At 64.3% G+C, this 20066-nt stretch carries 29 protein-coding genes; 24 read left to right on the top strand and 5 right to left on the bottom strand.

The genetic code is table 11. The features are described from left to right. Window positions 1-14 precede the first annotated feature (14 nt). Both NUH86_RS10850 and NUH86_RS10845 read right to left on the bottom strand, forming a co-directional pair. Window positions 15-536 (bottom strand): hypothetical protein, encoded by a 522-nt coding sequence (locus NUH86_RS10850; protein WP_267249514.1) that lies wholly within the window; start codon window positions 534-536, stop codon window positions 15-17. Continuing rightward, window positions 536-745: a hypothetical protein gene (locus NUH86_RS10845; RefSeq protein WP_267249513.1), complete on the bottom strand. Its 210-nt coding sequence runs from the start codon at window positions 743-745 to the stop codon at window positions 536-538. Before NUH86_RS10845 ends, NUH86_RS10850 begins: the two co-directional genes overlap by 1 nt. 82 nt (window positions 746-827) lie before the next feature. Here NUH86_RS10845 and NUH86_RS10840 point away from each other — a divergent pair, with 82 nt between their 5' ends. The 23 genes from NUH86_RS10840 (at window position 828) to NUH86_RS10730 (ending at window position 16605) form a co-directional block, all read left to right on the top strand. Beyond that, window positions 828-1598 (top strand): LexA family transcriptional regulator, encoded by a 771-nt coding sequence (locus NUH86_RS10840; protein ID WP_267249512.1) that lies wholly within the window; start codon window positions 828-830, stop codon window positions 1596-1598. A 267-nt stretch (window positions 1599-1865) separates the two neighbouring features. Then, the gene (locus NUH86_RS10835) at window positions 1866-2102 is read left to right on the top strand and encodes a hypothetical protein (RefSeq protein WP_267249511.1); all 237 of its coding nucleotides are present in this window, start codon (window positions 1866-1868) and stop codon (window positions 2100-2102) included. Window positions 2103-2173: 71 nt separating this feature from the next. Continuing rightward, window positions 2174-2770: a hypothetical protein gene (locus tag NUH86_RS10830; RefSeq protein ID WP_267249510.1), complete on the top strand. Its 597-nt coding sequence runs from the start codon at window positions 2174-2176 to the stop codon at window positions 2768-2770. Further along, complete coding sequence (locus tag NUH86_RS10825) at window positions 2767-3156, top strand: HIRAN domain-containing protein (protein ID WP_267249509.1); 390 nt, start codon at window positions 2767-2769, stop codon at window positions 3154-3156. Before NUH86_RS10830 ends, NUH86_RS10825 begins: the two co-directional genes overlap by 4 nt. 116 nt (window positions 3157-3272) lie before the next feature. Then, window positions 3273-3584 carry a hypothetical protein gene (locus tag NUH86_RS10820; RefSeq protein WP_267249508.1) on the top strand — a complete coding sequence of 104 codons (312 nt, stop codon included), beginning with the start codon at window positions 3273-3275 and terminating at the stop codon, window positions 3582-3584. Further along, window positions 3581-3715 carry a hypothetical protein gene (locus NUH86_RS10815; RefSeq protein ID WP_267249507.1) on the top strand — a complete coding sequence of 45 codons (135 nt, stop codon included), beginning with the start codon at window positions 3581-3583 and terminating at the stop codon, window positions 3713-3715. The genes NUH86_RS10820 and NUH86_RS10815 overlap by 4 nt, the downstream gene beginning before the upstream one ends. Before the next feature lie 142 nt (window positions 3716-3857). Further along, complete coding sequence (locus tag NUH86_RS10810) at window positions 3858-4049, top strand: hypothetical protein (protein WP_267249506.1); 192 nt, start codon at window positions 3858-3860, stop codon at window positions 4047-4049. Beyond that, on the top strand, window positions 4046-4342 hold the full coding sequence (locus tag NUH86_RS10805; RefSeq protein WP_267249505.1) for a hypothetical protein: 297 nt from the start codon (window positions 4046-4048) through the stop codon (window positions 4340-4342). The genes NUH86_RS10810 and NUH86_RS10805 overlap by 4 nt, the downstream gene beginning before the upstream one ends. After that, window positions 4339-4857, top strand: a complete 519-nt coding sequence (locus NUH86_RS10800; RefSeq protein WP_267249504.1) for a hypothetical protein — start codon at window positions 4339-4341, stop codon at window positions 4855-4857. The genes NUH86_RS10805 and NUH86_RS10800 overlap by 4 nt, the downstream gene beginning before the upstream one ends. Beyond that, window positions 4857-5330: a cupin domain-containing protein gene (locus tag NUH86_RS10795; RefSeq protein ID WP_267249503.1), complete on the top strand. Its 474-nt coding sequence runs from the start codon at window positions 4857-4859 to the stop codon at window positions 5328-5330. The genes NUH86_RS10800 and NUH86_RS10795 overlap by 1 nt, the downstream gene beginning before the upstream one ends. Beyond that, window positions 5330-5740: a hypothetical protein gene (locus NUH86_RS10790; protein WP_267249502.1), complete on the top strand. Its 411-nt coding sequence runs from the start codon at window positions 5330-5332 to the stop codon at window positions 5738-5740. Before NUH86_RS10795 ends, NUH86_RS10790 begins: the two co-directional genes overlap by 1 nt. Beyond that, a complete protein-coding gene (locus NUH86_RS10785; RefSeq protein WP_267249501.1) occupies window positions 5740-7512 on the top strand; it encodes a DNA cytosine methyltransferase in 1773 nt (590 codons plus the stop codon). The genes NUH86_RS10790 and NUH86_RS10785 overlap by 1 nt, the downstream gene beginning before the upstream one ends. Beyond that, a complete protein-coding gene (locus NUH86_RS10780) occupies window positions 7509-8714 on the top strand; it encodes a phosphoadenosine phosphosulfate reductase family protein (protein ID WP_267249500.1) in 1206 nt (401 codons plus the stop codon). Before NUH86_RS10785 ends, NUH86_RS10780 begins: the two co-directional genes overlap by 4 nt. Further along, on the top strand, window positions 8711-9061 hold the full coding sequence (locus tag NUH86_RS10775; protein WP_267249499.1) for a hypothetical protein: 351 nt from the start codon (window positions 8711-8713) through the stop codon (window positions 9059-9061). The genes NUH86_RS10780 and NUH86_RS10775 overlap by 4 nt, the downstream gene beginning before the upstream one ends. Next, a complete protein-coding gene (locus NUH86_RS10770; protein WP_267249498.1) occupies window positions 9058-9342 on the top strand; it encodes a hypothetical protein in 285 nt (94 codons plus the stop codon). Before NUH86_RS10775 ends, NUH86_RS10770 begins: the two co-directional genes overlap by 4 nt. Further along, window positions 9339-10295, top strand: a complete 957-nt coding sequence (locus tag NUH86_RS10765; RefSeq protein ID WP_267249497.1) for a 3'-5' exonuclease — start codon at window positions 9339-9341, stop codon at window positions 10293-10295. Before NUH86_RS10770 ends, NUH86_RS10765 begins: the two co-directional genes overlap by 4 nt. Beyond that, window positions 10295-10630 carry a hypothetical protein gene (locus NUH86_RS10760; protein ID WP_267249496.1) on the top strand — a complete coding sequence of 112 codons (336 nt, stop codon included), beginning with the start codon at window positions 10295-10297 and terminating at the stop codon, window positions 10628-10630. The genes NUH86_RS10765 and NUH86_RS10760 overlap by 1 nt, the downstream gene beginning before the upstream one ends. A gap of 261 nt (window positions 10631-10891) precedes the next feature. Continuing rightward, a complete protein-coding gene (locus tag NUH86_RS10755) occupies window positions 10892-11029 on the top strand; it encodes a hypothetical protein (protein WP_267249495.1) in 138 nt (45 codons plus the stop codon). Window positions 11030-11144: 115 nt separating this feature from the next. Further along, on the top strand, window positions 11145-11378 hold the full coding sequence (locus NUH86_RS10750; RefSeq protein ID WP_267249494.1) for a hypothetical protein: 234 nt from the start codon (window positions 11145-11147) through the stop codon (window positions 11376-11378). After that, complete coding sequence (locus NUH86_RS10745; protein ID WP_267249493.1) at window positions 11375-11671, top strand: hypothetical protein; 297 nt, start codon at window positions 11375-11377, stop codon at window positions 11669-11671. The genes NUH86_RS10750 and NUH86_RS10745 overlap by 4 nt, the downstream gene beginning before the upstream one ends. Then, window positions 11664-11888, top strand: a complete 225-nt coding sequence (locus NUH86_RS10740; RefSeq protein WP_267249492.1) for a helix-turn-helix transcriptional regulator — start codon at window positions 11664-11666, stop codon at window positions 11886-11888. The genes NUH86_RS10745 and NUH86_RS10740 overlap by 8 nt, the downstream gene beginning before the upstream one ends. A 211-nt stretch (window positions 11889-12099) precedes the next feature. Then, complete coding sequence (gene bglX / locus NUH86_RS10735) at window positions 12100-14358, top strand: beta-glucosidase BglX (protein WP_267249491.1); 2259 nt, start codon at window positions 12100-12102, stop codon at window positions 14356-14358. Between the two features lie 366 nt (window positions 14359-14724). Next, window positions 14725-16605, top strand: a complete 1881-nt coding sequence (locus NUH86_RS10730) for an ABC-F family ATP-binding cassette domain-containing protein (RefSeq protein WP_267249490.1) — start codon at window positions 14725-14727, stop codon at window positions 16603-16605. A 30-nt stretch (window positions 16606-16635) separates the two neighbouring features. On the opposite strand, the gene NUH86_RS10725 is transcribed toward NUH86_RS10730, so the two are convergent. Beyond that, a complete protein-coding gene (locus NUH86_RS10725) occupies window positions 16636-17745 on the bottom strand; it encodes an AI-2E family transporter (RefSeq protein ID WP_267249489.1) in 1110 nt (369 codons plus the stop codon). Between the two features lie 42 nt (window positions 17746-17787). Next, a complete protein-coding gene (locus tag NUH86_RS10720; RefSeq protein ID WP_267249488.1) occupies window positions 17788-19020 on the bottom strand; it encodes a YceI family protein in 1233 nt (410 codons plus the stop codon). A 213-nt stretch (window positions 19021-19233) separates the two neighbouring features. On the opposite strand from NUH86_RS10720, the gene NUH86_RS10715 reads away from it, so the two are divergent. Beyond that, window positions 19234-19671, top strand: a complete 438-nt coding sequence (locus NUH86_RS10715; RefSeq protein ID WP_267249487.1) for an acyl-CoA thioesterase — start codon at window positions 19234-19236, stop codon at window positions 19669-19671. A 3-nt stretch (window positions 19672-19674) separates the two neighbouring features. Here NUH86_RS10715 and NUH86_RS10710 read toward each other — a convergent pair whose 3' ends face one another. Next, the gene (locus NUH86_RS10710; RefSeq protein ID WP_267249486.1) at window positions 19675-20058 is read right to left on the bottom strand and encodes a DUF983 domain-containing protein; all 384 of its coding nucleotides are present in this window, start codon (window positions 20056-20058) and stop codon (window positions 19675-19677) included. Window positions 20059-20066: the final 8 nt, after the last annotated feature.

Here is a 20066-nt window from a genome sequence, read left to right as displayed (position 1 = left end):
CTCAGTTTCGTTCGTTAGGCCGCGTCGCGCAGCCGCACCTCGTCACGGCGCCGCATCAGCAGGTTGGCCGTCTTGATCAACACGTCGATGACGCCCGCCCGGTCGAGCTGGCGCACATCGCTGTCGCTGCAATCATTGTCGCCCAGCAGGGTGATCAGCATCGGCACGGCCTGCGCAATCTCGACCGGGATATGGGCGACATTCGAGCAGCAGATCGATTCCAGCGGAACAGCCTTCGCGCCGATCAGGGCAAGGATGGTGTCGAGCGCTTCAGGGCCGAAAGCCTTGCCGATGCCGAGCAGGCCGCGCGCTGACAGGTCGCCTTCCCGGTTGCGGGCATTACCAACGGTCGACTTCGACGTGCCTATCAGTTCAGCGAAATCGCCATCGCTAAGCGCGTTGTTCGCCGCAGCGAGGCCGCTCACCGTCTCGCTGACGGCCTGCCGGTAAGAACTCTGGGTGAGACGGAGTGCATTGCCCAGCACTTTGGGCGCGCCTGCGCGTAGAGAATTCCCATGATCACAGCACGCAGACATCAGGCAGCATCCTTTTGCTGGCTTAGCTCCAAGGCCGGGCGGCCGACACTCGAGAGCGTGGCACGGGCATCCTTGCCGATCCGGCGGGCGGGCCAATTCGCCGGATCGCGGAACCATTCGAAGAGTCGATCGAGGTTGCGTCCCGAACAACCAGCTCCGTCGCGAAGTCGCTCGAAAAAGGAACCGCGGTTCACAACGATGGTCGCCACGCGCGCGAGGGATTTCCCCCCGTGCTTTGCGACCTGCTCTGCGTATGCGTTCGCGACCCTCAAAAGCGCGGCTTCGTAGGTTATGTCCATCCCCAACGAATACGGCATATCTGCCGCACAGTCAACGGCATATCTGCCGCATGATTTCCAAACTTCTTTGCGGCATAAGTGCCGCATGTCTTCGTCTATCGAAATCCTGAACGAGCGAATTGCGCAGCGCTTGGAAGCTCTCGGGATGACGGAGCGCGACGCTTCGATTAAAGCCACGGGAAAGCCCGACGCCTTGCGCTACATCCGGACGCGCAATGCGATGCCCTCGGCAGATCGGCTCGATTTGATCGCGAACGCGCTCCAGACATCGTCAGATTGGCTGCTCGCGCGGAGTTCAGTGCCGCCCAAGGTCCCGGACATCCCTCCCGTGCGAGGTTCTGCCGATTCTGACGGCGCGATCACCCTGAAGCGGATCAACCTGGGTTTTGCGATGGGCGATGGCTCGAACCTCGACGACTATATCGAGGAGGGCACCGTCGAGTTCGACCCGAACCTTCTGCGCGCGATCAGCCAGTCGCCAGCGCATCGCCTCCTCGTCGCTCACGGCGTCGGCGACAGCATGCAGCCGACCTTGCTCGACAGCGACATGCTAGTGATCGACACGCTACAGACGCGCTTAAACATGACGGACCGGATCTGGGCCATAGGCTTGTTCGGGGCGGGCGCGGTGAAGAGACTGCGCCCAGCCGCTGGCGGCGTGGTGGAAGTTATTTCCGACAATCCGATGCATGAGAAGCAGGTGGTTTCGGCGGAGGATGTGCGGATCATCGGTCGTGTGGTTTGGTCGGGTCGGAGGCATTGATGCGGGAGCATAGCTGATAATTTGCAACGGGTTGCACGTTTTCAGGTCCGTAAATTAGCAATCGACCGTTGCCCATCAACGAATTTGTCGCAATGAAAATTTGACGAGACGTTGAAAGATGTGTTCAACATCGCTAGATGGCGCGCGACGGAACGGACCGGAACGAATCATAGTCGTTTGTATTCAGGTCTGCGAAATCTCTCGTCGTTTACCAATTGGTCATGGATCGTGAGGTAAAAGGCACCGCGAATTTTAAAGGAGGCAACCATGTCGCAGCTTGAAAAGGGACAGGTCGATTGCCCGTTCTCCGGGCATGGTGCAGACCTGATCAATGTTAAATTTTTCCGTGGTCGTCGTGATGACATTATCACGGTCGAAGAGTTGAAGGCCGAAGCTCAGTCGGCTGAAAATCAGCGCTTGATGAAGACGGCGACGATTTCCGCGACTGCACCGACAAGCCTGCATCATGTGATCGATGTGAGGGAGTTTGCTGCCCATCTTTGACGGTCACTAAAAGATACGCACCCGTAAGGGCTTCGGTAGACACCGGAGCCCTTTTATTTTATCGGCAATGGATGACTACGGCCAAGCTGATCGAACATTTTGCCCAAGAAACTCACCTTCCGGTGGACGTGAACGCGGTTTTGCAAAAAATCCGCCAGTTGGGTCACGACGAGGATGACATTGAGTTCGTCGGCGTGGACATAAACGCGGACATCATGCTCGGTGAGATCAAGATGTTCTACGTGCGGCCCGGTCCTTATGCCGATCCCATTCGACATGCGAACATCTACTATTGTCAGTCACTCGATCTATCCTGGCAGCGTATGATCTGTTGCAAAGAATTGACGCACCTGATGGACCCACCACACACGCGCACCACGAATGTCGCGGACATCGAAAAGCTGGCTGAGAAGATCGGTCTTCCCCCAGAAATGCAGGATCCTGTCACGGACGGACCGGAGACAAATCGTGATCGATTGGCTGAGTGGAGGGCGGCGGCGATATTGCTCCCGCTGGCGGCGCGCGGCGCTCTGCTCGATGCGTACAAAAGCGGCAAGGTTTCAGTTGCGGATATCGCCCGGCTTGCCGACATTCCCAGCAAGTACGCGGCATTTGTGATGTCCGATAGCTGGCCGAAGATCCACGATCTGCTTCTTAAAGCTGGGTGAGCCAGTTATCTCTCATCATCGTCGGCGCCGACCATCCGAACAAGGACAAGTCCAACCGCCGCTTTGAAATCCTCCTGTGCAAGCCGCAGGAGGAGGTGCATCTCGTTCCCGAACCAAAAAACCCGGTCGATCCCCAGGCGGTGGCGGTGTTCAGCGCCCGCGGCGTCCAGATCGGCTATGTGCGCGGTCGGCAGTCGCAGCTGATCCGGTCCTATCTTTCGCGCGGCAAGGTGACTGCGGCCATCTTTCAGGATCGACATGATGAAGGCGCCATTATTCGGGTTGGCATGGACGGTGAACTTCCGACTTTGCCTGAGCGTCCGGCCGAAGCGGAAAAGGACGACGACAGCGGGTTCTATCCGGATTATATCCCGCCGGACGATTGATGCGGCAAATATGCCGTATTGAGTATTGACACGGCAAATATGCCGCATGTAAGTATATCTCCATCACCTGACCTCCCGCGCATAGAGCCGGGACGCGAGAAGGTGGGGAGATCATCATGTCCCACACAAGCTATTCCGTCGGATCGGCTTTCGCCCAGGCGCTGAGCCAGGCGAGCATGATCCTTCACGGCGACAGCCTCGTCGCCCTGCGGCCCGTCGACTTCATCAATGTGGGCCGCTTCTGCGCCGAAGAGGCGCATGCCCTGATCCGGACCGATGCGGCGCGGGCTCGCGATCTGCTGATCACGGGCGCATCGCGCATGCTGGCCGCCGCGGAGATGCTGGATCGCCGGGATGCGCCTCCGTCGGCTGATGTCATCCCGTTTCCCGGCGGGGCGGGGCGTTCGATCCTGCGGGTGGTGTCGTGACCTTCGTTGCGCATGCTGCCGCGGGGCTGGCCGTCCTGGGCATGATCTCCAGCGCCGGCTGGCTGATCTATGTCCACTTCAACGCATACGCAGAGCGCATCATCGACGCGCTTCTGATGGGCGATAGCTGATGTCGGCCCGCTTCCACACTCGCGGACGCGATCCGCTGCTGAGCGCGCCGCAGACGCAATGGCAGGCCGAGCGCCAGCGTGGGCCGATTCTCCCGATGGAGCAGCCCCGCCGCGCATGGTTCCGTTTCCGGAGGATCGGCTGATGCAAGGTGATCCGATCGTCGAGGCGGTTCTGACCGCCGTCGAAACCTCTGTCGCCTATTTCGCTAACGCTGCCGGCGTCGAGTGTGCGGTGATGACGAACCGCGTTTTCGGTCCTGATGGGCAGCCCGCGATGCGTGTGCATGCCTCCGGCCGGGTCTGGAAGGTTCGCGTCGAGGAGGCGGAACTGTGATCAAGTCCTCCAGTCTTCTCGCAGGCATCGCGTCGAGTGCCGCCGCTGCCACCGAGCGCCGCCTCCGGCTGCTCAACAAACCCCCACTGTCCCAAGTGCGAGCCTGCCCCCTGGGCGCGCACCGGACGGGAGCCTCGGACGACCTACCCCCTCCCGGGTCGTCATCTGATCCGCGCGGGTCGGCCGTCGAGGCCGGTCGGCCCGCCACCCATCCTGAGCCGGGCTGCGACTGCCCGGTCTGCACCAGCGATCTGGCCGCCATCGTGCCGTGCCAGCGGGAGAATGAACTGTGAGCTTCGTCACGTTGAATCAGTGCCCGCCGGGCGTGTTTCGCACCGAGGTTGGCACCTATGGCTTCAAGTCCGAATATGCGACGAAGGTCAGCGATGGCTACAAGTGCGATGCTTACTGCCTCGAGAGCGGTGAGTATTTCCAAGGCGGTGTCGAAGGCACCGAGGCGCGCGGTGAGTTGCTGGTCGAGCCGGTCAACTTCCTTGACGAACTGGACAAGCTGCGGATGCAGCACAAGCATCTGGCTGCCGACCTGGACGAGACGAAGGCCGCGCACGACCGCACCCGCGATCGCCTACGCGAAGCCGAGGCGGCCAAGCGCGATTCGGACAATCAGCGGAGGTTCTTCGAAAGCCGCGCCACGGAGGCGGAGCGGCGGCTTGAGCAGGCGCAGGGCGTCGCCATGGAACTGCGCGGGCGGCTCCTGGAGATCCGCGACAATCGGATGGTGCGGCGGGGCGATCTGGTCCCGCCCCAGGGCCTGCCCGATCCCTATGACGATGGAATACCGTTCTAATGATCGGCTATGCCTCCCTGGTCGACATGATGGGCTGGGCGCGCGCCGCGATGGTGCGCAAACCCGACTTCGTGATCGGCGAGCCTGTCGCGCCCTATCTGCGCCGCTGGTGGATCATCCCCCGCAACGAGCAGATGAACGTCTATCTGCACGAAATACTGCGCGATGATGATGACCGCGCGCTGCACGATCACCCTTGGGCGAACACCTCCTATGTAATCGAGGGCTGCTATCGGGAGATAACCCCCGAGGGCAGTTTTATCCGCGAGCCGGGCGACGTCGTGATGCGCCAGGCGACCGACATGCACCGCCTCGAACTGATCGACGGCGAGCCCTGCATTTCGCTGTTCATGACCGGGCCCAAGGTCCGCGAATGGGGCTTTGCCTGCCCGAAGGGCTGGGTTCACTGGCGCGACTTCACCGGTGGCGCCAATGGCGAGCTGGTCGGGCGCGGGTGCGGGGAAATGGCCTGATGAAACTCGGCGTCGGCATCCACGAATACGAAATCGTCAAGACACGATGGGGCCTGTGCCATGCATTCAAGCAGGGTGACGGCACTTATGTTCATTGCCGTCGCAATCCGGCGACGTGCATCGCCTGCGCGAACGACGGCGTACCGCCGGTTGAGCCCGACCCCTTCGATGTCAAAGTGAAAGCGCTGGTCGCCAATTGGAACAAGCGCTGGGCCGAGAGCAACCGCCACCCCGCGACGCTGGCGGATAATCAGATCTGGGAGGGCAGGGGCCTGCACATCGTTGCCTTGGCCGATGACGACCCGTCCGACCGCACGATGCTGATCAGTTTCGGAGATGACGACACGGCGATGTCGTCCATCAGCGCACTGGTCGCCGCGCATAACAAGATGATCGGGAAGGCAGATTGATGGGAATCATCGTAGATAATTTTGCGGGCGGGGGCGGCGCGTCCACTGGCATAGAGGCTGCGCTGAGTCGGGCGGTGGATATTGCCATCAATCATGATGAGCAGGCCATCCGGATGCACGAGGCCAATCACCCCGGCACCCGTCATATCCGCAACAACATCTGGCAGATCGACCCCAAGGAGGTCACCGGCGGACAGCACGTCGATCTCGCGTGGTTCAGCCCCGACTGCAAGCATTTCAGCAAGGCGAAGGGCGGGAAGCCTCGCGAGAAATCGATCCGCGATCTCGCCTGGGTTGTCGTACTTTGGGCGCAGCGGGTGAGGCCGGACGTGATCCTGCTGGAGAATGTCGAGGAGTTCCGCACCTGGGGGCCGCTCTGTGACGAGGGCAAGCCCATCAAGGAGCGCGCCGGTGAGACGTTCGCCAAATGGACGCGCGAGCTTCGCAAGGCCGGTTACAAGATCCAGTGGAAGGAACTGCGCGCCTGCGACTATGGCGCGCCGACCATCCGCAAGCGCTTCTTCATGATCGCGCGCCGCGACGGTAACCCGATCGTCTGGCCCGCGCCGACGCACGGCAAGTCGGGCTCGCCGGAAGTCCTGAGTGGGAAGCTGCTGCCCTGGCGCACCGCAGCGGAGATCATCGACTGGTCGATCCCTTGCCCGTCCATCTTCGAGCGCAAGAAGCCGCTGGCCGAGAAGACCCTGCGCCGCATCGCGCACGGCATAATGAAGTTCGTCGTCAACAATCCGTCGCCCTTCATCGTGCCGATCTGCAACACGAACTGGGCCGGTGACCGTTTCTATCCCGGTGATGAGCCACTGCGCACCATCACGACGGCGAAGGGAGGCGAGATGGCCGTGGTCGCCCCGCACATCACGAAGTTTCGCGCAGGCGCCATCGGCCATGCCGCCGACGAGCCCCTGCATACGGTCACCGCCAACAGCTACATCAAGCGACCGGGCGGCTCTGCGCCGCTGGGCGTCGTCGAAACCGTCCTGTCTCCGGTGATAGTCGGCTGCGGTGGGCGGCGCGGGCAGAGCGGGCCTGTTGGACCCGAGCAGCCTTTCCCCACTACCACCACCAAGGCCGACGCCTGCATTGTCTCTGCCTTCATGCAGAAGTTCGCGGAAAATGGCAAAGGCGTCGACCCAACCGAGCCGCTGCATACGGTGATGGCGGGCGCCCCGCGTCACGCTGTCGTCTGCGCACACCTGGAACAGGCGAACGGCGGCCCCAACAATGAGAACCTGGCCGGCCGCGCTGCCGACGCGCCGCTCTCGACGGTGCAGACGGCTGGATCGCAGCAGCGGCTCGTGACTTCGAACCTCGTGAAGCTGCGCGGCACCTGCCGGGACGGTCAGCCGACCGACGAGCCCCTGCATACCGTCAGCGCGGGCGGCACACACATGGCCGAGGTCCGCGCCTTCCTGATCAAATATTACGGCAACGAGCAGGACGGCCATGGCCTCGACAACCCGCTCGGCACCGTGACGGTGAAGGAACGCTTCGGGCTGGTCACCGTCATGGTCGATGGCGAGGAATATGTCATCGTCGACATCGGCATGAGGATGCTCAGCCCGCGCGAACTGTTCAACGCGCAGGGCTTCCCGGCCGATTATCAGATCGAGACGGACGCCCACGGCCAGCCGATCACGAAGACAGCGCAGGTCGCCAAGTGCGGCAACAGCGTCTGTCCGCCGATTGCCGAGGCGCTGGTGCGTGCGCAGTTCCCGGCCGAGGCCGCGCAGGGCGAGCGGGCGGCGGCATGACGGCAGTCGACAACCTTTTTGCCGCCGGTGCGCGTATGGTTTCGGAGGAAGCGATCGAGCTGACCCTTCAATCCCTGCGCGCCTATTGGGATCGGCACGAGCATGTCGCCGTCGCCTGGTCGGGCGGCAAGGACAGCACCGCCACGTTGACGCTGCTGGTCCACCTGATCGAGGTCGGCGAATTGCCGCGCCCGTCGAAGCTGTTCGTCTTCTATGCCGATACCCGGCAGGAACTGCCGCCGATCCAGATGGCAGCCGACCAGATCATGGCGCTGCTGCGCTTGCGTGACTGGATCGAGGTGATCGTGGTTCGCGCGCCGCTCGATAAGCGGTTCATGGTCTATATCCTCGGGCGCGGTGTGCCTCCGCCGAACAACAACACCCTGCGGTGGTGCACGCGGCAGATCAAGGTCGAGCCGATGGCGGAGGCGCTCGGCGTGGCTATCGCGGCGCTGCCCGGCTCAGCACTGATGATCACCGGCGTTCGCCAAGGCGAGAGCGCGGTGCGCGACGGCCGGATCGAGATGTCATGCTCGAAAGACGGCGCCGAGTGCGGGCAGGGCTGGTATCAGCAGGCTCTGCCGGAAAGCAAAGGCGTGCGCGGCAGAATCTCGACGCTGGCGCCGATCCTGCACTGGCGGGTGTGCATCGTCTGGGACTGGCTGAAGGTCTATGCGCCCCAGCCGGAATTCGGCGGCTGGCCGGTCCGCATCCTTGCCGATGCCTATGGCGGCGACGATGCGGAGGAGATCAACGCCCGCACCGGTTGCATTGCCTGCCCGCTGGCGGTGAAAGACACGGCGCTCGACTATCTGATCGGCACGGAAGCATGGGCGCACCTCGCGCCGCTGAAAGAGTTGAAGCCGCTTTATCGCTGGATGAGGGAGCCCGCTCAGCGTCTCCGCAAGGCGGGCGCTGAGACGCTGAAGGATGGCAGCCTCGCCAAGAATCCGCAGCGCATGGGGCCGCTGACGCTGGAGGCGCGCGAAGAGGCCCTGGCCAAAATCCTCGATGTCCAGCGCCAGGCGCGCGTCGATCTGATCAATGCCGAGGAAGAGGCGCGCATCCGCGAGCTGATCGCCGCGCGAACCTTCCCCGACAAATGGGACGGCAGCGAGCCAAGCGCCGCGGCATGGCTTGACCGGGTCAATCAGGATGGCTCGATCGAGCCGATCCTTTTCCGGGAGATGGTCGGCTCATGAAGCGCCCGCTCCCCAACTATCAGATCGGCGATGTCGTGCCGGTGCCAGCCGATGCAGACCTGAACCTCGCGCAGATCCAGATGGCGAAGCGCGGCCTGCTTGCGCGGAACGCCAGGTCTGCGCACCGGAGCGCCGCCGGGATCACCGCCAAGCGCATCATGGCGGGGCTGAGCGAGGCTGAGCGCATCCGGACGGACCCGTTCGAGCGCGCCCAGACCTTCCTGCGCCGCAAGGGCTTCGTGCCCGTCTGCGCCATTGAAGGCCGCCGCTTTCGGGTCGGCCGCCACACCTTCGCCAAGCAGGCGGAGGTCATCGAATTCGCAAAGTCGAAAGGATTTGAAGGATGAGCATCGGCGACAAGGCCGACTATGTCCGCTCGCGCCTGGATGGGCCGGCTGGCGGGCACCACTGCCACTGGTCGGGCTGCACCGCGAAGGTGCCTCCAGCCGCATGGGGTTGCCGCAAGCACTGGTATCGCCTGCCGCACACCATCCGCAACCGCATCTGGGCCTCGTTCCGGCCGGGGCAGGAACAGAGCAAGACGCCCAGCCGCGCCTACGTCGAGGCCGCGCGCGAAGCGCGGGAATGGATCCTTGCCAATCACCCGCCCGAGGAGAAATTGCTGTGAAGACCGACCTATCAGATGCGACCCATATCGAGGTCGAGGCGGAGGTTCGCTATTGGGAGGACGCTTGCGTCAACGGACTGATCGACGAGGACGGCTCGCGCATCTTCGGACGCGAGGGCGACTTGTGGAAGGTCCGGATCGAGTTGCTCGACGGCATCGTGGAAGGCTGGCCAGCCGGTGAGACGGCCGAGATCCATTACAAGGTCTGCGATCAGGGCCTGTATTGGCTGACGGATGCGAGCGGCAAGCGCTTGGCGAAATGGCGCGGTCACTATGTCCCCGGCGCCTTCCTCTGCCACGGCTCCGAAGGCTTTGGCGATTATATCATCATGAACGTCGCCATCGGCGGCGGCATCGAGGGCTATCGCACGCCCAAGATCGACCCCGCTCAGTGGGAAGTGCTGGAGGATCCCGCGCCAGCCGTCCTCGCGACCCATGTCATGAACGACATCGAGACGCTCGGCACCGGCGACGATGCGCTGATCACGTCGATCGGCGCGGTCAAGTTCAACGCGAACGGCATCTTCGACGGCTTCCATATGGGTGTCGACCCGAGCGATGCGCAGGCGATGGGCCTGAAGCTGGATGCTCGGACTGTCTTCTGGTGGTTCGATGAGGAGCGCGCCGAGGCTCGCCGGGCGCTGCTCGCGCTGGAGCGCCACCCGCTGGCCGTCGTGCTCCAGCGCTATCGCGAATGGTATGGCGACGAGAGCCTTCCCACATGGGGCAACGGCGCGAGCTTCGACAATGTCCTGATGCGCAGCGCCTTCCGCGCGGCCGGGCACCTGATGCCTTGGGATTTCCGCTTTGACCGCTGCTACCGCACCATGAAGTCGCTGCCAGGCGCGCCTCGGATGGTGCGCGACGGCGTCCACCATGATGCGCTCGACGACGCGCGCAGCCAGGCGCTGCACCTCATCGACATCGCCAAGCATATGGGGGTGCAGCTGTGATGGCGGACACCTATAAGCCCCGCCCGTTTCACGAATGGCACGAGGAGGACGGCCCGGTCCTTTGGTGGCTGTGGCCGATCGAGCAGCCGCCCTATGTCGGGTCGCCTTTGGATCTGGGATTCACCGTCGAAGCCGATATCGATCTCGCCGCGTCCTGTGGCGCCACGACCGAGGGCAAGCTGCGAATGAATGTCGGCGGTTGGCCGTGGGGCAATGCCGACGAGGAGACCGAATCCCGCTTGTTCTGGACGCAGCTGCCCGACTGCAATCGACTGGATGAAGCGATCCGCGATCACATTCGCGGCGGCCCTGACCCCATGAAGGAGCCGCGCTAATGACCTGCGAGCATGTCCAACTGCCCGGCGGTGGTTCGGCTATCGTGTGCTCGTCGAACCGCCGCCCGAAATGCGTCGGGTGCGGAAAGCCCGCGCGCCTGCTCTGCGACTGGAAAACGCCGGGCGTCCGCAATGGGACGTGCGACGCGCCGGTCTGCGCGCACTGCTCGACAAAGCCTGCGCAGGACAAGGATCTCTGCCCAGCCCATGCCAAAGATTACGAGCGGTGGAGTGCAGAGCGGGCTGATCGGGAGGCGTCCCATGGGTGACCGGATCAAGATCGCGATCAGGAGAAAGCCACCACTGACAGCGCTCGAACCTTTCGAGTGCGCCATCTGTCAGGAGCAGATCGAGCGCGATCCTTACTCTCCCGATTTTCAGGCGCCGCCGGTCTGCTAGCGGTGCTCATGGGCCGGACAGAACAGGCTCCAGACGCACCAACTGCCGGTCTCGATGTGGACCGGATTTCGAGTGGCTTACGCGTTGCTGCGCGCCATGGATAAGGAGATTGAGCGTGCAAGACGCACCCACTGACATTGGTGATCGCTACAGCCTGGACATGATCGTCAAAGGCATCGCCGATGACCTTGTGGCGCTTCGGGCTGGCCGGATCAGCATCAAGGATGCGCAGGCCCGCGCTCTGCTGGCGAAGCAGTACATGAACGGCGTCCGCCTCGTCATCAACGCGCGGAAGAGCTTGGAGGCCGATGCGCGTCCTGCGGCGATTAGCGCCGGAGGGCAGCCGTGATGACGCTACGCATCGACGAAGCGGCGAAGAGGGCGACCAATCTCCAGCATCGGCTGTGGAATGGCGAGCGGGCGATCAAAGCGCTGACATGGCTCAAACAGCCGGACCTCATCAAGCACGCTGAACTGCGGATTGTCAGCCAGTGGGGGGCGTCTCACGACGGCAACAAGGCCGCCCTCGAATATCTCAACATCGAGCTGGCGAAGGCGATGGAGAAGATCGTGGGCGATGCAACGCGCCAGGCGCAGCGCGACATGGACAATTATCTTGGAAGGCAGGCTGAGCATGACTGACGAAACCGAAACCCCCGTCGCGCGCCACGAGCGCCTGCTGCGCATCCGTCAGGTGCAGGACCGCGTGCCCCTCGGCCGGGCGACCATCTACAAGCGGATGGCGGCTGGCACATTCCCGAAGCCGGTCGAGCTGGGCGGTGGTATCGTGGCGTGGCGCGAATCGGAAATCGAAACGTGGATCGCTGGCTGCCAGCCGCAGGCAAGCAAGGCAGCTTAGGGGGTATCCTTGGGGGTATCGGAAAAAGCGGGGTTTCTGAGAGGCGCAGAAAACCGTTGATTTTTGGCTCTAGTTTAATAGAAGCCCTGTCCACCATCGTCGCCCTCCGGCCGGATTGTCGGCCCCACGGCTCCGCCCATCTCTCCGCCGGTTGCATGCGCGCGTTGACGGGATAAGTGCGGTTCATCCGACATCTGCTACACTTCCCCCGATGACCATCGACCGCCGCGCCGTCCTGACTGCCGCCCTTGCGGGCATCCTCACGCTCCCGCTCCCCCGCCGCGCCTTCGCGGCGAGCGAGGTGGAGCGGGTCGACGACCTCATCGCCCGCATGACCATAGAGGAGAAGGCGGGCCAGATGACCTGCCTGGCCGACAGTTTCCGGCCCTATAACCCGCCCAATCCGCAGGTCGGCATCCAGAATGAGAGGGATCTGGCGGGCGAAATCCGCAAGGGCCGTGTCGGCTGCCTGTTCAACGGCATCGGCGTGGCGGGCGCGCGGCGCGCCCAGGATATCGCGCTCAAACAAAGCCGTCTCGGCATCCCCCTGCTGTTCGCGGGAGACGTGATCCACGGCCTCAAGACCATCTTCCCCGTGACGTTGGGCGAATCGGCCAGTTTCGATCCGTCGCTGGCCGAACGCATCGCCCGCGCCATGGCGGTCGAGGCGACGGCGGCGGGCCTGCACCTGACCTTCGCGCCGATGGTCGACGTCGCCCGCGACCAGCGCTGGGGTCGGGTGGTCGAGGGGGCGGGGGAGGATGTCACGCTCGGCGGTCTGTTCGCTGCCGCCCGCGTGCGCGGCTTCCAGGGGCGCGACCTGCGCCGCGACGACAGCCTGCTCGCCTGTCCCAAGCATTTCGCGGCCTATGGCGCGGTCGCGGGCGGCCTCGAATATGGCAGCGTCGACATCAGCGACGAGACGCTGCGCGAAACCCATCTGCCCCCCTTCGGTTCGGCCTTCGCGGCGGGGGCGCTCACCACCATGGCCGCCTTCAGCGAGATCAACGGCGTCCCCGCCACCGCCGACCGCGACCTGCTCACCGACCTGCTGCGCGGCGAGATGAAGTTTCGCGGCTTCGTCTTCTCCGACTATACCGCCGACGAGGAATTGATCGCCCATGGCTATGCGGAGGATGAACGCGACGCCACCCGCCTAGCCATATTGGCGGGCGTCGACATGTCGATGCAGAGCGGGCTTTATATTCGCCACATCCCCGATCTGGTGAAGAGCGGCGCGGTGCCGATGGAGACGGTCGACGTCGCCGTCCGCCGCATCCTCTATGTGAAGACCGCTATCGGCCTGTTCGACAATCCCTATCGTTCACTCGATGAGGAAGCGGAAAAGACGCGCATCTTCACGCCAGCGCACCGCGCCCTCGCCCGCGAGGCCGGTGCCCGTTCCATCGTGCTGCTCCAGAATAACGGCATCCTGCCGCTCGATCCGGACAAGCGCCAGACCATCGCCCTCATCGGTCCCTTCGGCGAAGACACCATGAATGTCTATGGCCCCTGGGCCTTTTACGGCGACAAGGGCAAGGGCGTCGACATCGCCACCGGCCTGCGCGCCGCCATGCCGGACCCCGGCAAATTGCGCATCGCGCCGGGCAGCGGCATCCTGACCCCCATTGACGGCGGCGTCGCCCAGGCGGTGGAAACGGCGAAGGCGGCGGATGTCGTCATCCTCGCCCTGGGGGAATCGCAGGACATGTCGGGGGAGGCGCAATCGCGCACCGCCATAGAAATTCCCGTCGTGCAGCAGGCGCTGGCCGACGCCGTAGCCGCCACTGGCAAGCCCGTCATCGTCCTGCTGCGCCATGGCCGCGCCCTGGCGCTGCATGACGGCGTGGCGAATGCGCAGGCGATCCTCGCCACATGGTTCCTTGGATCGGAATCCGGCCATGCCATCGCCGACATCCTGTTCGGCAAGGACAATCCCTCCGCCAAGCTGCCGGTCAGCTTTCCCTGGGAATCCGGGCAGGAACCTTTCTTCTACGACCGCAAGTCGACCGGCCGCCCGGTGATCGACAATCGCACCGAATATCGTTCCCGCTACGCCACGACGGACAACAGCGCCCGTTTTCCCTTCGGCCATGGCCTCAGCTACAGCGATTTCGCGCTGGAGGATTTGAAGCTGTCCGACACGGCGCTCCGCTGGGACCGCGCCATCGAAGTCACCGCCCGCCTCACCAACAAGGGCCCCCGAAAGGGCAGCGAAGTGGTGCAGCTCTATATCCGCGACCGCGTGGCCAGCCGCACCCGTCCGATCCGCGAACTCAAACGCATCCAGCGCGTCACGCTGGCGCCGGGGGAGAGCAAGACGCTCCGCTTCTCCCTCTCCCGCGCCGACCTGCAATTTGTGGGGGCCGGGAGCAGGATCATCGCGGAGCCGGGCGCGTTCGACCTGTGGGTCGGCCAGTCGAGCGTGGGGGGATTGAAGGGGTCGTTCACCCTCTATGCGGAGGGGTAGAGGCCTTGCGCGTTTCATCACGACCACCTCCGTCCCGTTCGGGCTGAGCCTGTCGAAGCCCATTCTTTCCCGAAGAGAAGAACACCCCCTCTACTAGCTGCCTGCGCCACAGCGCAAAATCCTGTCCTACACCCCCCAACCCATGGCATCACTCCCACGGCTCTTTCCCACCGTCCACCTTTTCCACCCCGCATCGTCCGGGCGCCAATTCGCAAAAATTCTCCTATTGCGAAATCCACGCCACCGGTCCGTATCTACGCAAATGCGTCAGCCACGACGCCGTGAACTTCGCAATCACAGGACCGGCTGCAAAACTCCGCCCTGACGCCTTCACCACGCCTTGCCGCTCTGCTAGAGGCCCCCTCCATGCTTAATCTGAACGGGATCACCGTGCGCCTCGGCGGCCGCACCATCATCGACCGCGCCAGCGCCGCGTTGCCGCCCCGCAGCCGCGTGGGCCTGATCGGCCGCAACGGCGCGGGCAAATCGACGCTGATGAAGGTGATGATCGGCCAGCTCGATCCCGATGAAGGCAGTTGCGACATGCCCCGCGACACGCGCCTGGGCTATATCGCGCAGGAGGCCCCATCGGGCAACGCCACCCCCTTCGACACCGTCCTCGCCGCCGACAAGGAACGCGCCGCGCTGATGGCGGAGGCGGAGCATACCGAAGACCCCGACCGCCTCGGCCATATCTACGAACGGCTGAACGCCATCGACGCCTACACCGCACCCGCCCGCGCCGCGCGCATCCTGGTGGGTCTCGGCTTCGACGAGGAGATGCAGGGCCGTCCGCTCGACAGCTATTCGGGCGGCTGGAAGATGCGCGTGGCGCTGGCCTCGCTGCTTTTCTCCAACCCCGACCTGCTGCTGCTCGACGAACCGTCGAACCATCTCGACCTTGAAGCGACGCTGTGGCTGGAGAATTTCCTGAAGGCCTATCGCGGCACCGTGGTCGTCATCAGCCATGAACGCGACCTGCTCAACAATGTGGTCGACTATATCCTCCATCTGGAGGGCGGGAAGATCATGCTCTATCCCGGCGGCTACGACGCCTTCGAGCGCCAGCGCGCCGAACGGCTCGCCCAGCAGGAGGCCGCCCGCGCCAAGCAGCAGGCGGAGCGGGAGAAGTTGCAGGACTATGTCGCCCGCAACTCGGCCCGCGCCTCCACCGCGAAGCAGGCCCAGTCCCGCGCCAAGGCGCTGGCGAGGATGCAGCCCATCGCCGCCGCCATCGAAGACCCCACGCTGCATTTCGGCTTTCCCAGCCCGCCCGAACTGCGCCCGCCGCTCATCACCATGGACATGGCGTCGGTCGGCTATAACGACACGCCGGTCCTGCGCCGGGTGAACCTGCGCATCGATCCGGACGACCGGCTGGCGCTGCTGGGCCGCAACGGCAATGGCAAGACCACGCTCGCCCGCCTGATCGCCGCCCAGCTAAAGCCGATGGAAGGCGCGATGAACGCCTCCGCCAAGATGAATGTCGGCTATTTCACCCAATATCAGGTGGAGGAACTGGACGTCACCGACACGCCGCTCGAACATATGACCCGGGTGATGAAGGGCGCCACCCCCGCCGCCGTCCGCGGCCAGCTTGGCCGCTTCGGCTTCTCCGGCGAGCGCGCCACGCAGAAGGTCGGCAGCATGTCCGGCGGGGAGAGGGCGCGGCTGGCGCTGGCGCTGATCACCCGCGACGCGCCGCATCTGCTGATCCTCGACGAGCCGACCAACCATCTGGACGTCGACAGCCGGGAGGCGCTGGTGCAGGCGCTCAACGACTATAGCGGCGCGGTGGTGATCGTATCCCACGACCGCCACATGATCGAACTGGTGGCCGACCGGCTGGTGCTGGTCGACAACGGCACCGCGCAGCCCTTCGACGGCAGCCTGGAGGATTATACCGACATCATCCTGCGCAAGGCCGACGGCAATGGCGGCAACGGCGGTTCAGGCGGCGACGCGCCCAAGGCCGACCGCAAGGCGGAAAAGCGCAACGCCGCGCAATGGCGCGAAAAGCAGAAGGCGGCGAAGAACGCCGTCAGCAAGGCCGAAAGGGAAATGGCGGCGCTGAACGCCGAACGCAGCCGCATCGACCAGGCGCTGTTCGACCCCAAATCCGTCACCGGGGCGGAGGCGAAGATGACCATGACCGAACTGATGGTGAAGCGCGCCGACCTGGAAAAGAAACTGGAAGCGGCGGAAGAAGTCTGGATGGAGGCGAGCGCGGCTCTGGAGGAAATATAGGGGCCTGAAGCATATCGTCGAACCGGCGGTTCAACCGCCGGAAGACTTCTCCGTCAGCGGCCCCTCCAGCCCATCGGCCCCGGTCCGCATCCGCGTCACGATATTCCAGGTCGCGATGAACAGCGCCGCGATCACCGGCCCGATGACGATGCCGTTGAACCCGAACAGATCGATCCCGCCCAGCGTCGTGATCAGCACCACATAGTCGGGGATCCGCGTATCCCGCCCGACCAGCACCGGGCGCAGGATATTGTCGACCATCCCGATCACGAACATCCCGCAAAAGGCGAGGATCAGCCCTTCCACCACTGCCCCGGTGACGAACAGATAGATTGCGACAGGCACCCAGACCAGCCCCGTCCCGACCGCCGGGATCAGCGAGAACGCGCCCATCAGCACGCCCCACAGCAACGCCCCCGGCAACCCCAGCGCCCAGAACACCATGCCGCCGATCACCCCCTGCACGATGGCGACGACGATGCTGCCCTTGATGGTGGCGCGGGTGACGATGACGAACTGCCGCATCAGCGCCTGGCGATAGGTGGTGCGCATCGGCGCCGCCCGGTCCACCATCGCCGCCAGCAGCGGCCCGTCGCGCAGCAGGAAGAAGGTCAGATAGAGCATCACGCCCAGCGCCATCAGGAAGCTGAACGCGCTCTGCCCGATCTGCAGCGCCTGCGTCGCCACCGTGCGGAAGCTCGACGCGATGCCCTCGCTCAGCATCTCGCGCACCGCGGCGAAATTGGTGATGCCCAGCCGTTCCAGAAAGGCGGCCGCCCAGCCGGGCAGGCTCGCCTGGAACTGCGCGAATATGCGGGCGAAATTGATCTCGCCCGATTGCACCTTGGCGGTGAAGATCGTCGCTTCCTGCACCAGCGCCATGGCCAGGATGAAGGCGGGGACGATCACCAGCGCGATGATCAGCAGCAGTGTCAGGGCCGCCGAACTGTTTCGCCGCCGGGGCATCATATCCAGCAGCGCCTGGTTGACCGGCGCGAACAATATGGCGGCGATCACGCCCCACAGGATGGCGGCGAAAAACGGTTCGATCACCAGCGCGAAGGCGATCGAGACGATGAGGACGAAGCCCAGGAAAACCCCGTCCTCTATATGCGCGGCTGACGACTTTCTGCTGTCCATGACTCGCTTTGGCAGAAGTCCCGATGCAAATCTATCCGCCGATCATTCCGTCACGGCATTGAAATCGAAGCTGACCGCCACTTTGGGGTCCAGTCCCCCGCTGCTCTCCCCATTGCCGACGCCATAGGAGGCGCGGGCGATGGTGGCCGATCCCGAAACCTTCCGCGCCTTGCCCGTGCCGGACAGGGTGAAACGGATGCTCTGCGGCTTGCTCACGCCCTTCAGCGTCAGCGTGCCCGCGGCGCGATAGCTGTTCGCGCCCGTCTTTTCCGCGCCCTTGGCGGTGAAGACCGCCCTGGGATGGGCCGCCACGCCAAAGAATTCGTCTCCGGTCAGCATGCCGTCCTTGTAGCTGTCGCCGACGCTGGCGCTCGCCAGATCGATCTCCACGCGGATGTCGGCGCTGTCCGGATGGTCCGGGTCCATCGCGATCTTCGCCGTCCATTTCGAAAAGCCGCCGCTGATCGTCTCGCCGCTATTGCCCACCGAAAAGCCGATATTGCCGCCCGGCCGCACCGCCCAGGAAGGCGGCGGCCCCACGGGTTCCTCGGCCGCGGCCGCATTGTCCGCGCTGGCCGGGACCGCTGCGTTGGCGGCATTGCCGGCGGGCTCGGCGACATTGGCGGGCGCTTCCTCCTCCACGGCGGCGGGTACGACTGCGGCGGCGGCGGCTTTGGGCGCCGGGGCGGGCAGGATGACGCGCCCCAGCAGGAACCCCGCCGCGACCAGCGCGGGCAAGGCCGCCAGCAATGCCGGCGAACGCGCGGGCATCATGCGCCACAACAGCCCGTCGCCCATCAGGAAATGATGCCGCAGCGCCCCCGCGACGTGCAGGGCGAACAAGGCGACGCCGATCCAGGCCAGTATCTCATGCGCACCATGGGCGGTATCGCCGACGCTCATCGGCAGGGGCAGATGGGGCAGGGGGATGGCGCGGAAGATCAGCGTCGGCACCTTCACCTTCGCGGTCGACACCAGCGCCCACCCCGTCAGCGGCGCGCCCAGCATGAAGACATAGAGACCGGCGTGCACGGCGTTTGCCAGCGCGCCTTGCCAGCCGCCCTCGACGGACGCCGGACGCGGCTTCCAATAGCGCAGGACGATGCGCGCCAGCGTCAGCGCCAGGATGGAGATGCCGATCGACTTGTGCAATTGGAACAAGGCGAAACCGCGTGCGCCCAGATCCTCCAGCGCCCATCCGACGGCGATCTGGAAGGCCAGCAGGGCGGCGATGGTCCAATGCAGGAAAATGGCGGTCCGACTATAGCGTTGCATGAAAACCCCGTCCATGAAACCGGTCCGGGAAACTATGCTGCAACTGCGCCGAAGTCCACCGCCGCCCTTGGGAACGATCCGTTACCGGCCCAAATGATCGTCTTCGCGCCTGTGTCAAAAAGGTCGCAGTTCGACCAATTTCAACCGGAAGATTGCATCCCCGCCGCGAGCGCTTAAGAGCGTAGGGCAAACAGGACATATGGAAAGCAGGACATGGCCAAACCCGAATCCTGGCGCCTTCGCCCGGACGCTTATCGTTTCGTCACCAGCATCGACACCCGCTTCCAGGACATCGACACGATGGGCCATGTCAACAATGTGGCGATCTCCGGGATTTTCGAAACCGCCCGCATCCGTTTCCACCATCATCTCGGCCGCCACCCGCAGGAACAGGGCGTGCGCTGGCTGGTCGCCAATGTGAACCTCAACTTCGTGGAGGAATCGCACTTTCCCTATCCGTTCGAAGTGCATTGCGCGATCGGCCATATCGGCCGCACGAGCTGGACGATCAGTTCGGCCGGCTTTCAGAAGGGCGCGTGCGTCGCCACCTGCGACACGACGGTCGTCACCCATGGCTCGGAAGGCCGCCGCAGCATCGATGAGACGTTGCGCGAGTCGATGGAGCGTAACTTCATCATCCGCCCCGAATAAGGCTCAGCGGAACCCGTCCATCCGGCGGCTCCATTGAAAGGCGATGACCGCCGCCTTGGCTGGCTGGATCATCGCCACCGCCAGCAGGATCGCCAGCCCAGGCCACAACATCGCCTGCACGCCCAGCGGGATATCCAGCGCCGCGTTCACCTCGATCATCAGCGGCACCAATATGTGACCCAGCAGCAGGATCACGATATAGGCGGGGAAATCGTCCGCCCGCGACTGGTCCCACGCCTGCCCGCAGGTCTCGCAGGCCGGGATGGGCTTCAGGAAGCGCGCGAACATGCGCCCTTCGCCGCAGGCCGGGCAGCGTCCCCGCAGCGCCAGCCCCAATGCCCGCCGCACCGGCCGCGCCGCATCATCCCTGATCGAACCGTCGCTCATGCCTGAAG

Source organism: Sphingobium sp. JS3065, from assembly GCF_026427355.1.
Taxonomy (GTDB): Bacteria; Pseudomonadota; Alphaproteobacteria; order Sphingomonadales; family Sphingomonadaceae; genus Sphingobium.
The sequence above is the reverse complement of the archived record's forward strand: the minus strand, read 5'-3'. Positions and strand labels throughout refer to the sequence as shown.